Source organism: Pseudomonas danubii (assembly GCF_042980055.1).
GTDB lineage: Bacteria > Pseudomonadota > Gammaproteobacteria > Pseudomonadales > Pseudomonadaceae > Aquipseudomonas > Aquipseudomonas danubii.
On record NZ_CP116502.1, the window covers coordinates 3,781,039 to 3,793,604 of the forward strand.

The window sequence follows — 12,566 nt, forward strand, 5'->3', positions numbered from 1 at the left end:
TTACCGGTCACACAGGCTGCCGTTACCGTTGCGCCCGTTATATCGACCTAAGGCTTGGCCCGATCCCAGCGACATTCCGCCAACCGGTGCCCATCGGTTCCGCTCTTTTCTCGCCTGTCGATGTCGCCGTCGGCGTTCAGGTAGATATGGGTGTTGGGCCATTGCGGGGTGATGCTGATGCAGTGATTACGCCCCGTGTTCTTGCTCCACCACGAGAACTCCATGAAGAACTCGTCGTCCGGGAAGAGCACGCCATGATCGGTTGCGCCGCCTCCGGTAAGCATTCCTCCTTTATCAATCCGATCCTGGACATTCCAGATGTACCTGAGCTCATCCCGGCCGGCTTGGGAGTAGTGCACATTCACCGTTGGCAATGCGATGTCCCAATGCGTGACCAGCCCAAACAGCAGCGCTATCCAGAGCAGCTTTACGTACCAGGGCCGGCGCGTGCCTGCATGGAGGGGCCAGAGTTTCATCTCCATCCTTTGGGCGTATTTTTTTGGGGGGGGGCGTGGGTTGAGAGTGGAGACGGCAGTGTCGCAGCCGGTCGTTGTCCACTTCCGGCTGCTGGGCTTTGTACGAAAAGCCTTGATACTCTGTGGGCTTTCAAAAAAGATGGTTTTTTGTGGTCCGCAAAATCAATAGGTTGGACATTTTTTTTGATATGACCGTTTCATGGGTTTTTCAGTTTTGTTGATAAAAACCTTTCAAATCTTCGAAATAAATGAACCAGCTTTGGCTGGTTTTTTTCATCAGGAATCAATCACCGTCTATTTGGAGGGGCTGCGGTGCTCTCGATGCTGAACCTGCGTAGGTAGCCCTCTCTACACAACGCTGCAGGTTCACCTGCTGAAGGGGGAAGGGCACGAGTATCACTTGATTACCGGCAAGGAGGGCCAGGCTCCGCTGGGAATAGATGAGTTTGCCGATATGCCGGAGCGATTCAGACGCCCTTAGCAATATTGCGAAAAAATACAACGTTAAGACAGTCGATGAGTTGAAGGCTCTAACTAAAGGTGGCAGATCAACGACGCACAGGAATGATGGCGTTTTGAAGCCATTCTGTAAGTCATGTAAACAAGTTATGGGTAGGCTAGAAATGGAAGATGGAGCCACACAATGATTGATAGTATAGAAGTTAAAGAGTTTGATGGTCTGGAGGGGCAGTTGCTTGATGCGAATGTTTCTTATGGCGAGATGACGCGTGAGTACGCTAGTTATCTAATGGGTCTTATCCAAAGAGGTGAATTAAAAACTATTGCTGCCAGCAAGTTGGAAAAGTTGGTGCCGTTCTTGAAAGAGGCCATCTTGCGCGAGCGTATCGAAAGTGATGAGGTACTTCGAAAGAAACTCACTGTCGATCTCTGGAAAATGGAGCAGCAAAGTCGCAAGGAAGATGAAGATTTTGCAAATTTCATCCGAGGTGTGCTCTATTGCTATGGTACAGAGGAGGTTTGGGAAGAGGAGGGCGATGGTCCAACCCCTATCTATCTTTACTTTTTGATCCTGAAAAAAATATTGCCGGGTCTGAGGAAAGATTTTATTAGTAGTTTTAATCGATTCCTTGGAGGGCGCAGCTAAGCCATTCTCTGTTTTTTTGTCGGGCTCAGATAATAATGGCTGGAGAGAATCTCTCCAGCATTACTTAGGCCAGAACTACAAAGATAGTGCAATCGGTTCATAATAAATTTTAATCGCAAGGCTCAAAACACAACCCCGGACTAATACACAATGCAGGTTGGACAATAGTGGGGGCGGCTTATGTTCTTGAGGGGCTACCGGGCATCCGGTAATCCGCGATCAATGAGTCAAACCTGGCCACCAAGCCGGCCGAGCCTGCTGCCATTGCAGCGGTCGACTCACTGGCGCGGTCAGCGTCGTTCAGCGCCTTTGAAAATCACCTTGGCCCCGCTGAAGCGGGGCAGTCCGTGCGTTCTCCTCGATATCACCCGGCAAGTGGTGCCGATCCGTCGTACTGCTCAAGCAGCTGCTGTTCAAGGGTCACGATGGCCTGTTTAACCTGCTCAACACAGTCGCTCACCAGGGGCATGTTCAGGTCCGGGCTCTGACAGGCGTCTTCCAATTGCCGGCAGCTTTCCACCAGTTGCTCGCCCTTGACGACTCGTGCTGCCCCTTTGATGCGATGCGCCAACTCAGACAGTTCCGCTGTTGCTTGGTCGCGCAGCAGTGTCTCCAGGGTCTGCAGGTCGGTGCGATTGTTGCTGAGCAATTCGCTCAGGATGTGCTGCAGCATGGTCGGCTCGCTGCCCACCAGGGTATGCACAGAGCCTGGGTGGCCTCTCGTGCTGACGCTCAGCAGCCGGAAGCTTTGAGCCCGGTGCCGATGGTCACCGCGCTGACCTGCACTTTCTCAAAAGCCTTCTGCGCAGCGGCGTTGTATTTCTGGTCGCAGTTGAAGCGTGTTTCCATCACGTAGTCTTCGCCTTCTGCTTTGCGCATCTGCGACTCCCATTGGTCTGCGGCGCTGAGCGCGGCATCCGAGACCAGCACCACCTCCAGCAGCACCTCTCTGAAACCTATGGCGCGGGGGCCTTCCCAGTGGGCGTAGACGGAAGGGTCGGCGGCGTTGCCGCACATGCTCAGGCAACTGGCGCTGTAGCTCAGGCCGCCACCGGACGATTCGGTGAACGCGCCTACGGTGAGCGGCTTGCCGGGAGCGGGGGCGAAGGTGTCGACGAACTGGGTCAGGTCAGCCTGGCATTTGGGCGTCAGCTCCATGCGCAGTTTGCTGACTGTGCCGCCTTCTATGGTGGCGGTGATGTTGCAGCCCTGGACTTTGAACTTGTGCTCATCGCCGAAGGATTCCCGAGGGATTCCGGCGACGGATTCAAAGTATCGCTGATTGGTGCCCAGCATGTCGCCGGTGAAGACTTGGGCCACGGAGGCGGCATGGGCAACGTCAACGGACAGGGCCAGTGTCGAGGCAAAAAGGCTGTAGATCAGCTTGTTCATGGGAGAGTCCTTTCAATGGGTGACCAGAATCTGTGGTCACCTTCAAGTGGGTTGGGGGACGGGAGTTTAGCAGGCGTTGGTGCTGCGTTTTACGGGTTTCTTGCCGATTTTTTCTGTGTGCCACCCCTGGGAAAAAGTGGAGGCGGCTTATGTTCTTGAGGGGCTACCGGGCATCCGGTAATCCGCGATCAATGAGTCAAACCTGGCCACCAAGCCGGCCGAGCCTGCTGCCATAGCAGCGGTCGACTCACTGGCGCGGTCAGCGTCGTTCAGCGCCTTTGAAAATCACCTTGGCCCCGCTGAAGCGGGGCAGTCCGTGCGTTCTCCTCGATATCACCCGGCAAGTGGTGCCGATCCGTCGTACTGCTCAAGCAGCTGCTGTTCAAGGGTCACGATGGCCTGTTTAACCTGCTCAACACAGTCGCTCACCAGGGGCATGTTCAGGTCGGGGCTCTGACAGGCGTCTTCCAATTGCCGGCAGCTTTCCACCAGTTGCTCGCCCTTGACGACTCGTGCTGCCCCTTTGATGCGATGCGCCAACTCGGACAGTTCCGCTGTTGCTTGGTCGCGCAGCAGTGTCTCCAGGGTCTGCAGGTCGGTGCGATTGTTGCTGAGCAATTCGCTCAGGATGTGCTGCAGCATGGTCGGCTCGCTGCCCACCAGGGTATGCAACGACTCCAGATCGAATACCTGTGGGGATTGGCTGCTGACGCGTTCTTCGGGCGGCAGGGGCGCGCGTTCTTCTTCCTCGACTTGACCCAGGGCCAACAGGCGCGCCTCCAGTTCATCCAGGCTGATGGGCTTGATCAGACAGTCATTCATTCCGGCCTGGATGCAGCGTTCCACTTCCTCGGGCTGGGCGTCGGCAGTCAGGCCGATGATCACGATCGGTTCGTCGTGCGTGTCGCGTTCATCCTGGCGAATTGAGCGGGCCAGTTCGGCACCGTTCATGACGGGCATGTGGCAGTCGGTGATGATCAGGTCAAAAGCGTGCTCGCGCCAGGTCTTCAGTGCCTGTTGTCCATTTTCCGCCTCGACTATGTCGTGCCCGAGAAACGCCAGTTGCTGTCCCAGGACCTGACGGTTCACCGGGTGGTCGTCCACCACCAGAATCTGCAGGCGGTACATCTGCCGTCGCTTGATGCTGGGTGCAGGTTCTACGGCTGCCAGGCGCTCCAGCACCTGAAGACGAAGATCCACCTCCACCAGGGTGCCCTGGCCCAGGGTGCTGCTCATTGAGACAGTGCCGCCCATCATTTCGCACAGGGAGCGACAGATCACCAGTCCCAGGCCGGTACCTTCGGTATTCAGGACATTGCGTTCGACTTGGGCAAAAGGTTGGAACAGCCGCTGCTGGTTACTAGGAGATATGCCTATCCCTGAATCTTCGACGCGCAGTTTGACCTGCAGCAACGAGTTCTCCACCAGATCGCCGCTGATGCTCACTTTAATGAAGCCGGCTTCGGTGAACTTGATGGCGTTGCTTATCAGGTTGGACAGAATCTGCTTGAAGCGCATGCCGTCTACCAGCACATCGCAATTGATGCTGGAGTCGATTTCGAGGATGAAGCTCAGGCATTTCTGGCGTGCCAGACCTTCGAACACACGGGCTATGGATTCCACCAGCTCGCGCAGGTTGGCGCGTTTGGGCGAAAGGCTCAGACGTCCCGACTCAATGCGGGCGATGTCGAGAATATCGCCGATCAGGTCCAGCAGGCTCTTGGCCGAGCTGTAGGCGATTTCAATGCTGGAGCGCTCGATCCGGTCGCTATCGGCGCGTTTGAGCGCCAGTTCCAGAATGCCGATGATCGCGTTCATGGGGGTGCGGATTTCATGACTCATGGTGGCCAGGAACGTGGTCTTGGTGCGACTGGCCTGGTCGGCCAGGTTCTTCGCTTCCTTCAATTCCTGGACCAGATGCCGATGCTTGGTGATGTCCAGCCAGCCGCAGATAACGCCTTTGGTGACGCCATTGTTGTCCTGGAAGGGTTGGATCCAGTGATCGATCCAGACATCCTTACCCTGCAACTTGACCTTGTACACCGAACTGATGGTCTGACCGTCGCGTATGGCTTGCAGGTAGCTGTGATGCAGGTCGGGTTCAGCGCAGAAATGCTCCTTGGGCAGCTGTTGCACGGATTTGTGCAGAACCTGCTCGGCGGCCAGGCCGACACTCTGCAGGTAACTGCGGTTGCACGAGAGCATCTTGCCGTCCATGTCACGAATGTAGAGAACCGGAGGCATGTTTTCGGCCAGGGCCTCGATGAAGCGCAATTGCTCATTCAGGGTTTTCTCGGCCTTGATCCGACGTCGCAGATACAAGGCCCAGGCCAGTGTCAGCAACAGCAGGAGCGCCGCGGCGGCGATGATTTCGGCGATCAGCAGCGCATAGTCGCGCCAGGTTTCGCCACTCATGCCCGGTGGTGAGCGCCAGTGGTTGGCGATAGCGTTCAGATCGTCCGCAGGGAGACTGAGCAGGGCCTTGTCGAGAATCGACTGAAGCTCCGAGTCACTGCGCCGCAGAGCAAAGCTGGCGTTTGCCCGACTGGTGTGGATCAGGTCGGCGATGCCCAGGCGATTTTGAAACAGGCGGACAATGTAGTAGCGAGCGGCCGGCAACGACACCAGGGCGGCATCGGCGCTGCCGTCATAGACTTTGTTCATGGCGTCCAGAGAGGTGCCGGCCTCGATCAGTTGCGTGCTCGGATAAAGCTCGCGGATGTGTTGCAGGGTCACGTGACCTGACGGAATGGCAAGACGCTTGCCTGCCAGGTCTTCAGTTGTCAGGCCCTTGTCTTTGCTGCCACTGGATGTGACCAGGACAAAAGGGCTGGTCAAGAAGGGCCGGGTGAAACGTAGCTTGTCCTCGCGCTGCGGACTGGCCGTCATGATGGCCATGTCCGCCTCGAAGTCGCTCATGGCTTCAATCTGCTGCGGATAGCCGCCGTTACGCACGGTCACCTGGAAATGCAGGCCGGTGCGCTGCGAGATGATCTCCAGCAGTTCGGCGGCAACGCCCGAGAACACTCCGTTGGCGTCGAAGAACGCCACGGGCGCCAGGTCATCGTTGATGATCAGGCGGATCACCGGGTGACGATCGATCCAGCGTGATTCTTCTGGCGTCAACACAATCTTTTCGCCGGTGGGCACGAAACCGCTGCCGACCCAGCGCTGGCTCAGATTGCTCAGTTTTTCATTGCCAATGGCCTCGATGCTTCGGTCAAGGATGCGCTGAAGACGAGCGTTGTCCTTGTTGATCGCATAGCCATAGCCACCCGTGGCAAGGTCAGCGAAGCGCTCGAACTTGAGGAAGCCGTAGTAAGAACGGTTGATCTGGAAGTAGGCGCTCAGTACATCGTCCAGGTACATGTCGGCATGACCAAATGCCGCGGCGGCGAGGGCTTCGTTGTGGGTGGGGTAGATCATCAAGCGGGCCCGGGGAAAGCGCGACTGGGCTTCGCTGCTGTGTTCCTTGGCCACGGAAACCCGCAGCCCGGCCAGGTTTGCCGGGGACTGGCGCAGTTCGGCGTTGCGCTTGAACAAGGCCAGCCGCCCATCGGCGAACGGACGGGTGAACCTGACGCCATCACTGGATGGCCCGGGGCTGTCGTAGCTGCCCATCAAGTCGATCGAGGAGGCCTGCAGCGCCTGTAGGGCTTGTTCTCGGGTGGCGAAGGGAACCACTTTCATGCCGACTCCGAGCATCTGCCCGATCAATGAACTGACGTCCGCAGTAATGCCTTCGTAGCGACTGTCGTTGTAATCGACATTGAAGGGGGGCGACTCTTCGGCGACCACGCCGATTTTCAACTCCGACTTGTGCCGTAGCCAGTGCCAGTCCTCTTGTTCAAGTATCAGGTCGTGGTGATCGAGGCGCACCGGGCTGTACAGAGTATTGGGCATTAGGGGCGCTTGGGCCGCAGCCGTCTGAGCCGCAATGGTCAATGAGCAGATAAGTAGCCAGATAAGTCGTAGGGGCATGGTTTCTTCAGGCAATGGGGGGAGGCTTGGTTGCGTCGAAAGCCCCGCAAGTACAGGGTGAAAATAGTAGCTGTAGCCGCTGGCCTTGGCCTATCAATTTAAGGCGTCAACGGGGAACTTGAGTGCTTGCTGCAATAGGCGATGAAGTGACTTTCCGGCATGGGGCGGGCAAATAGAAAACCCTGGGCAAGCGCGCCACCCAACTGCAAGAGTTGCTCCTGCTGTTCATGGGTTTCCACGCCTTCGATGATCACTTTCATTCCCAGGGCATCACCCAGGGCCAAGGTATAGCGGATGATGGCGCGGCTGGCGGGGTGATGTTTCATCTTGCGCACGAAGTTGCCGTCCAGCTTGATCTGGTTGAACGGCAGTTCGCACAGGCGCTGCAGGGAGGCGAAGCCGGCGCCGAAATCGTCCATGGCCAGGCCGCAGCCCATCAGGCGCAGACGCACCAGGTTTTCCAGGTTGCAGGCAGACGCACCCAGCACACAGGTTTCGGTGATTTCAAAGGTGATGCAACTTGAAGGCACCTGGAACAGCGTCAACAAGGAGGTGACGGACTCGGTCAGCGTCGGCGAGGCCAACTGCGCAGGGTGCAAGTTGAAGGAAAAGTTCAGCGCAAGATCCTTTCTCGCCAGTTTGCTCCGCAGGGCCAGGCCTTGATCGAACAATTGCCAGAACAGTCGATCCAGCAGGTTGTGGTCTTCCATGATGGTCAGGAAGTGCGAGGGTGGCAGCACGCCCAGTTGGGGATGGTTCCAGCGCGCCAGGGTTTCGGCGCCTTGCAGTGCCGCGGTATCGAGCGCCACCTTGGGTTGGTAGTAAGGCTCGAACTCTCCATTGTCCAGGCCGCGCACCACATCGCTCAGGGTGGGCTGCGCAATGCGCGTGAGCGGGCTGCCCAGGTCATGGCGCAAGGGCTGGTACCGGTTCAGCAAGGTGGTCAGGCGCTCCAGGTTGAAGGGTTTGCTCAGGCTTCCAAGAAAATGCAGGCCCAGGCGCTTGATCATGGACACGGTGGTGTTGCGCAGCGCCAGATCAATCTGGCTGCAGAGGATGACCGCGCGCAGTTTGCCGCTGTGACTGGCGTGACGAAGGAAAGCCAGGCCGTCCATGCCGGGCATTTTCAAATCGCAGATGGCAATGTCGATGGCTTCACAACTTTCCAACAGCGCCAATGCCTGACTGCCGCTGATGGCTTCATGAATCTGGCCGGGTATTACCTTCCTTAACGCAGTGATGGTAACCAGGCGTTGCAGGGGCTCATCCTCCACAACTAGAACGTTCAGGTGTTGCATTGCAGGCTCGTCTCGTTTATCCGACGGATATCTTGCTTAAGCCATTTGATACGGGTCTATTAGAGCTATCTTCATACCTTGTAGGAAATTTCCTACTGAAAAATCAGAGCATCTGAATTTTTCAATGATCGTCAATAACCACTTGTAACCAGGGGCAATTCCGGGGAGTTTGCAGCCCGGCAGTTGCTACCCGGCGGCAAGTTATAAGGTGAAATGACATTATGCACAGCGTATTAATAGTGGATGATCATCCCGTCGTCCGACTGGCGGTGAAGGTTCTGCTGGAAAAGCACGATATGCAGGTGGTGGGCGAAACCGATAACGGGCTGGATGCGCTAGAGCTGATACGCGAGCATGTTCCGAGTGTGGTGATTCTCGATATCGGCATTCCCAAACTCGATGGCCTCAAGGTGCTGTCCCGGATCAAGGCACTAGGCTTGCCCACCGAGGTACTGGTGCTGACATCACAGTCCGTCGAGAGCTTTTGCAAACGCTGCATCCAGCTTGGCGCTAGAGGCTTCGTCAACAAGGAAGAAGACCTGAGCAATCTGGTGGTGGCGCTGAATGCGGTGCTGGCCGGCTATACCTTTTATCCTTCCCAGGTCACCGATGTGTCCAAGCCGGCTGCCGAGCAGTTGTCCGAGACCGAGCTGATCGGCTCACTGACCGATCGGGAAATGATCGTGCTGCAGTATCTGGCTCAGGGTTATTCCAACAAGGCCATCAGCGAAAAGCTGTTTCTCAGCAACAAGACCGTCAGCACCTACAAGGCCCGTTTGTTACAGAAACTCGGGCTGGGCTCGCAAGTTGGCCTGGCAGAGTTCGCCAAGCGCCATGGGCTGATTATCTGAAAGAGGCCAAAGCGGCAATATTCATACTCGGCAGCTCAGTTTGAATTGCGGGTATCTGTGTATCTTGCTCAGGCAGGTTACCAAGTTATTGCAGAGACTTTCCGTAGTTATGTAGGAAGTTTCGCAATGATAAAGGTCTTGTCTATTGAATAGACTTTGCCGGTATTTAAATGTCTGGACCGCAACTTTGATCATGATTAAACCCACCACTCTCGTTGCTTTGTTGTTGGCTTTCTTTAACGCGCAAGCGATGGCGGCGCTGGCCCTTGGCAGTTCGCGAATGATCATCCAGGCGCCCAAGACCCGTGCCGTGGTCATGGTGCATAACCGTTCCCCCCATAGCGCTTATCTTGCCCAGTCCTGGATCGAGGATGCTCAAGGGCAGAAGCCTGAACGCTCGCCCGTGGTGGCCTTGCCGCCGATCCAGCGCCTGGAGGCCCGGCAGGACAACCAGTTGAACATCCAGGTGCTGCCGCACGTGGCTGATCTGCCCGAGGATCGGGAAACATTGTTCTATCTGAATGTGCGTGAGGTTCCCCCGCGCGGCGAAGACAAGGAGGTCATCCAGATCGCTCTGCAACGGCGGATAAAAGTCATTTACCGGCCACAAAGAATACGCCCGCTCACGGTCGGCCTCACCAGTCCCTGGCTGTCCGCCCTGACCTTGTCCAAAGAAGAAAGCGGACGCTTTCAGCTGAACAATGCCACTCCCTATCATGTGACCCTCATCGAGGCCTTCGGTGATGAGTCCGGCGCATCGCCTGTCACGGACTTCAAGCCCATGGAAATTCCGCCTTACAGTGAGCGTCGCCTTGAGGGCAAGTTCGCTCCGGGCGTCCAGCGGCCGACATTGGTCTATATCAATGATTTTGGCGGGCGTGGGCAATTAAGTTTCGACTGCCTGGATGGCGTGTGCACCGTCATACAGAACAGTGTCCGCTCATGAGACGGATAAACCTGATTGGGCGTGTGTTTTGCGGCCTGTGCACTGTCCTGATGGCGGGAAACCTAGAGGCCGCCACTCCGGGTGGGCTGTATGTGTATGTGAACTTTGAAGTGTTCGATCCTGCCAACTGCAGCGTGAATGTGCTTCAAACAAAGATAGATTTTGCCGAGGTCAAGACTGATGAGATCAATGGGCGCGAGGGCGCCAGGAAGATTCCTTATCAGATCAGTTGCAACAATCCCTCCCAGTCACCCGCACTCAAATTGAAGTTTGTCGGCTCCCCCGGCTTCAATGCTGAAGTGTTGCAGACCAGTACCAGCAATCTCGGCGTGCGCTTTCTGGTGAATGGCAAGCAACAGCCCCTCAACAGCGAGTTCTCGGTGAACTACGCCTCTGTACCCACGCTGGAGGCTGTGCTGGATGCCAAGCCCGGCAGCGTTTTGCGACCGGGTGTCTTCACTGCCAACGCGGTGCTCGTTATCACTCAGGAGTAAGCTCCCTGTGGCTATTTCCACTCTGGATACAACAAGCAAGATGAGTCTGTGCCTGCCAATGTCGTGGCTGGCTCTTGCGGCAATATTCTTCTCGGTCAAGTCCTGGGCCGAGCCTGTTCCCCCAGGAACGCCGGACGGTGCCTGCTGGGGCAATAATCAGCTGAGTATTGAAATAAAGAATGGCGCTTTTACATCCAATGAAAAGGGCACGTTATATGAAACGACCTATCAAACCATTCCCAGTGACTACGACGGTTGGTGCTATTCCGATAGTGGCGAGCAGAGGGCCAGCTATTTCAGGGCTGAGCTGAGTCAGACCTTGTCCCGTGTCGATAATGATTTCTTCAGATTGACCGAAGACATCGATATGAAAATATTCGTAACGGGCAATAGTGCGCCGCAAAGCTACGTCCCCTTCAGGGACAAATTCAATGCGGGCGCCACCGCTGGGCCTTCCGATAATGGTGTCACTCCCTTGCGCTGGGCAAACGCGGGCAACCAGGGCAAAGTCACCTTCCGTCTTCGGCGCAAGGCGCTCAGTGGGGCTGTATACCTTCCGCCCAGCGAGCTTTTTTCGTTCTTTCGCTACTCGCAACCGGGGCGCTGGAGTCCTCAACCGCTGTACACGCTGTCGTTGAAATCACCGACCATTCTGTCGGTTCCCGCTACCTGTGATCTTAATAATGGGCAAAATTTCCTGGCGCTTAAGATAAAAGAGCCGATTGATAGCCGCAAGGTTCAGAGTATTGCGGTGAACAATGTTATCTACGGTTATAACGTGGGTAGCAAGTTGACCCTTCGCTGTGACTCCGGTCAGCTTGATCCGGCCAAATTGGCTATTGGCCTGATAGGCAGCCCCGGGGAAAAGAGCAGTGCGCTGGCCACATCAAATCCGGGAATTGATCTGGTATTTTATGCTCGCTCAGGCAGTGGCGTTTATATCCCGCTCATGCCATTCCAGCAAACACCACTCAATGGACTGGCCACTAAAGGGCTGCTCGAAATCGAGGTGATGGTACAGAAAACTTCAAAGCCCATATCCACTGGCACTCATGCCGGATATGGCGTTCTGACCCTTACGGAATATTAAACTCGGGTTGAAACAGTATTTTTCAAGCGGCGCCCAGGTTGACACTAGCCTGGGCGCTTTTTTTATGCGCCCTGAGTCGCTGGGTAGATGCATTAAGACAAGCTAGAAGTTGACTCGGAATTTTCCTATGCGCTTATCGAACCTTTCTTATCTTAATTCTCTTGGTCGGTAAATATAATAACTCCCGACACTCACTAGTTGGCTGCGGTTTAGTCGACAAGTGGCATGTCATGGATTTTGCCTTGTGGTCTATCCATGTGATGCATGGTGCCAACATATCAAATGTGTACTTGTAGGGATTCTAAAATGAAATTCAGCAAAATGGCGGCAGCTGTAGCAGCAGTGATACTCAGTGGCACTTCGGTGTTGGCCATGGCGGCGGACCAGGGCGGTGGCAAGGTCAACTTCAAGGGCAACATCAACGACTCTCCATGCTCGATTTCCAGTGGCTCCCTGGAGCAGGTGGTGGAGTTCGACTCGATCTCCAACAGCGCGCTGAAAAATGGTGGAAAGTCCGCTTTGAAGCCGTTCTCCATCAAGCTCAACGGCTGCGACCTGGGCTCGCTGAAAAGTGCCACCGTGACCTTCACCGGCGCGCCTTCGGCGGCCAACCCCGATCTTCTGGGCTTCCAGAGCGGTACTGCCAAGGGCGCAAGCCTGGCGATCGCCGATCGCAATGGCACGCTGATCAAGCTCGGCTCGTCCTCCGATCCGCAGAATCTTTCCGACGGTGAAAGTGCGCTGAACTTCACGGCCTATCTGCAAGGCGACATGCTGGCTCCCGAAACCGAAGGCGGTGAGGCCAAGCCGGCCACCGTGGTCGCGGGTACTTTTGATACTGTCGCCAACTTTACCCTGGCGTATCAGTAACTTCGCATGAGGTGCGGCCTGGATACGCAAGTTCGCGTATTCCAGGCGCACTGCCGATCTTGT

Annotated in this window: 11 protein-coding genes; 6 read left to right on the top strand and 5 right to left on the bottom strand. The window is 56.0% G+C overall.

The genetic code is table 11. The features are described from left to right. Positions 1–47: 47 nt before the first annotated feature. Positions 48–476: a hypothetical protein gene (locus PFZ56_RS17505; RefSeq protein ID WP_262379923.1), complete on the bottom strand. Its 429-nt coding sequence runs from the start codon at positions 474–476 to the stop codon at positions 48–50. A gap of 643 nt (positions 477–1,119) precedes the next feature. Here PFZ56_RS17505 and PFZ56_RS17510 point away from each other — a divergent pair. Continuing rightward, positions 1,120–1,581: a hypothetical protein gene (locus PFZ56_RS17510; protein WP_170004788.1), complete on the top strand. Its 462-nt coding sequence runs from the start codon at positions 1,120–1,122 to the stop codon at positions 1,579–1,581. A gap of 364 nt (positions 1,582–1,945) precedes the next feature. On the opposite strand, the gene PFZ56_RS17515 is transcribed toward PFZ56_RS17510, so the two are convergent. The 4 genes from PFZ56_RS17515 to PFZ56_RS17530 all read right to left on the bottom strand — a co-directional run bounded on the left by PFZ56_RS17515 (position 1,946) and on the right by PFZ56_RS17530 (position 8,252). Continuing rightward, entirely contained in the window at positions 1,946–2,254 is a 309-nt protein-coding gene (locus tag PFZ56_RS17515) for an Hpt domain-containing protein (RefSeq protein WP_134928764.1), read from the bottom strand. 59 nt (positions 2,255–2,313) lie between these two features. After that, the gene (locus PFZ56_RS17520; protein ID WP_110652975.1) at positions 2,314–2,973 is read right to left on the bottom strand and encodes a hypothetical protein; all 660 of its coding nucleotides are present in this window, start codon (positions 2,971–2,973) and stop codon (positions 2,314–2,316) included. Positions 2,974–3,306: 333 nt separating this feature from the next. Beyond that, positions 3,307–6,954 (bottom strand): response regulator, encoded by a 3,648-nt coding sequence (locus PFZ56_RS17525; RefSeq protein WP_394304404.1) that lies wholly within the window; start codon positions 6,952–6,954, stop codon positions 3,307–3,309. A 98-nt stretch (positions 6,955–7,052) separates the two neighbouring features. Further along, on the bottom strand, positions 7,053–8,252 hold the full coding sequence (locus tag PFZ56_RS17530) for an EAL domain-containing protein (protein WP_170003674.1): 1,200 nt from the start codon (positions 8,250–8,252) through the stop codon (positions 7,053–7,055). A gap of 221 nt (positions 8,253–8,473) precedes the next feature. On the opposite strand from PFZ56_RS17530, the gene PFZ56_RS17535 reads away from it, so the two are divergent. The 5 genes from PFZ56_RS17535 (at position 8,474) to PFZ56_RS17555 (ending at position 12,503) form a co-directional block, all read left to right on the top strand. Further along, positions 8,474–9,103 carry a response regulator transcription factor gene (locus PFZ56_RS17535; protein ID WP_170003677.1) on the top strand — a complete coding sequence of 210 codons (630 nt, stop codon included), beginning with the start codon at positions 8,474–8,476 and terminating at the stop codon, positions 9,101–9,103. 193 nt (positions 9,104–9,296) lie between these two features. Next, on the top strand, positions 9,297–10,049 hold the full coding sequence (locus PFZ56_RS17540; RefSeq protein WP_170003680.1) for a molecular chaperone: 753 nt from the start codon (positions 9,297–9,299) through the stop codon (positions 10,047–10,049). Next, complete coding sequence (locus PFZ56_RS17545) at positions 10,046–10,543, top strand: fimbrial protein (RefSeq protein WP_110595876.1); 498 nt, start codon at positions 10,046–10,048, stop codon at positions 10,541–10,543. Before PFZ56_RS17540 ends, PFZ56_RS17545 begins: the two co-directional genes overlap by 4 nt. Before the next feature lie 7 nt (positions 10,544–10,550). After that, a complete protein-coding gene (locus tag PFZ56_RS17550; protein ID WP_170003683.1) occupies positions 10,551–11,633 on the top strand; it encodes a hypothetical protein in 1,083 nt (360 codons plus the stop codon). Between the two features lie 306 nt (positions 11,634–11,939). Continuing rightward, positions 11,940–12,503 (top strand): fimbrial protein, encoded by a 564-nt coding sequence (locus PFZ56_RS17555; protein WP_110595874.1) that lies wholly within the window; start codon positions 11,940–11,942, stop codon positions 12,501–12,503. Positions 12,504–12,566: the final 63 nt, after the last annotated feature.